Genomic DNA, 2,200 nt, shown 5'->3' on the forward strand with positions numbered 1-2,200 from the left:
AATTTGTCGCAGGCGACGCGGATATTATATTCGCCAGACTTTCCGTTATCATCGTGCTTGCCGTGATGGGCAACTACAAGTGGTTTGAGTTTGAGGTGGAGGCTTTAAAGCCGCTTTTTTCGCAGACGTGGCTTTCGTTTTTGCCGTCAGCGCTCGGGGACGCCGGCGCGAGCTATTTTTTGGGCGTGGTGGAGACCGTGGGCTATCTCTCGCTCATCGCGGGCTTTTTCAAGCCGAAGGCGGGCATCGTGGGCGATCTCATCGTGATCGTCATGGCGCTGAGCACGCTCAGCCTACTGCCGCAGCTGGGCAAGATCGACGGCTTTATCTTTAAAGACCTTTTCTTGCTAGGCCTTGGCTTGGTGCTGCTAAAATACGACCTGGCGCGCCTTTGCCGCGGAGAAAAAAGCTGCGATTGAGCCGTCAAAACATATTGGCGTCGGTTCCGACGCAACACTAAATGATCGCGCACGGCGAGTTTGAGGCGTTTTGATTTAAAGCCTGCTTTGCTAGCGGTTGCGTGCTTGAGCTTGCCCGCCTGCGTAGCGCCGTTTAAAATACGACCGCGCGCTAAAATTTTATGACGCGCGGTTGAAATTTATCGAGCTGCAGTAATTAAATTTTGCCAACGCTCAAACCCAAATTTATAAAATTTAAATCGATCCATCAGATTGTGCCACAAATTAAACCACGTTAAATTTGGCAACGGAAGCTTAATTTTAAGCTCAAAGCATTAGATTTAGATCCAGCCAAATTCGCATTTGATTAAGCGAAACGAAAAGCGCAAAGTTATATCATTCCTTAGAAATTCTGCAATTTTTTCGAAAGGATGAGATATGAAGCACTTTTCACTCTCAAAGACCGTTTTTATGGCGGCGAGTCTGGCCCTGCTCGGGCTAACGGTTGCGAATGCGCAGGAGAAATTTTCCCCAGTTATCGTCATTCACGGCGGCACCAGCGGGCTTGATCTAACTAAAGAGGAATTTAAAATTCGCGAGGAACCGATGAAAAAAGCGCTTTTAGCGGGTCAAGCCGTCCTTGAAAAAGGCGGTAGCGCGATGGATGCCGTTACGGCGGCGATAATGGTGCTTGAGGACGATCCGAATTTTAACGCGGGCAAGGGCGCGGTATTTACAGCCGACGGATTTAACGAACTCGATGCCTCGATCATGGACGGCTCGACCAAAAAAGCGGGCGCGGTCGCGATGGCGCGGCATATCAAAAACCCTATCCTAGGCGCCAGGCTCGTGATGGATAAGACGTGGCATACGCTAGTCGCGGGCGAGGGAGCCGACAAGCTCGCTAAAGAAAACGGCCTAGAGATGGTCGATCAGAAGTATTTTTTCACGCAGTTTAGATACGACGCGCTGCAAAAAGCTAAAGAAAAACAAAAGCTGCTACTTGATAGCGAAAAGGCGAAAAAGACGTCGCTAAATTTACACGAGCGCCCGTATCTCGGCACCGTGGGCGCGATCGCGCTGGATAAAAACGGCAACCTAGCTGCAGCGACCAGCACCGGCGGCATGACCAATAAAATGACCGGCCGCATCGGCGATAGCCCGATAATCGGCTCGGGAACCTACGCCGACAACGACTCGGTGGCGGTTTCTTGCACCGGCACGGGCGACATCTACATGCGCGTAAACGCCGCGCACGAGGTCTCAGCTCTATATAAATACAAAACCTCCGACGTGCAAAAGGCCGCCGAAGAAGCGGTAAAAGAGGTCAAAGCGCTCGGCGGTAGCGGCGGCATCATCTCGATCGACAAGCACGGACACACGGGCTTTGCGTGGACGAAAGACAAGCTCGGTATGTATCACGGTGAAGCAAGGCTCGGAGCCAAACCGATCGTTTACTGGCCGCTTGGCGAGAAATAAGCGCAAATTTAGCCCCTTTACGGGGCTAAATTTAAATCAAATAGCAAGGATAAATACGCTTTTACATGTCTATTAAATCTGGCGCTTTCATCGATCAAGCGCTTCGACTAGGATAAATTCGATCAAATTTTAATTTCAACACCTCGGCAAAGCGCAAATTTTCTATTTAAAATCGACTCTCTTTAACTTAGGCTCAAATCAAGAAATATTAAGTTCCACCGAGCCTTAAATTTTACCAAAATCCATATTTCTTGATACCAAGGCGCTAAAATTTCAGGTAGAATATCGCCACATAAAATCAAGGCGGTAAAATGAGAAAATTT

Annotated in this window: 2 protein-coding genes; both read left to right on the forward strand. The window is 49.1% G+C overall.

Going from position 1 to position 2,200, the window contains the following annotated elements; all coding sequences use genetic code 11:
• The coding region (locus Q0238_RS07075) for a DUF417 family protein (protein WP_297944391.1) at positions 1 to 419 on the forward strand (419 nt) is incomplete at its 5' end.
• Between the two features lie 417 nt (positions 420 to 836).
• Positions 837 to 1,877, forward strand: coding sequence for an isoaspartyl peptidase/L-asparaginase (locus Q0238_RS07080; RefSeq protein ID WP_297944394.1), 1,041 nt, complete (start codon positions 837 to 839; stop codon positions 1,875 to 1,877).
• The last annotated feature ends 323 nt before the right edge of the window (positions 1,878 to 2,200 follow it).

It is taken from the genome of uncultured Campylobacter sp. (assembly GCF_938045775.1).
GTDB lineage: Bacteria > Campylobacterota > Campylobacteria > Campylobacterales > Campylobacteraceae > Campylobacter_B.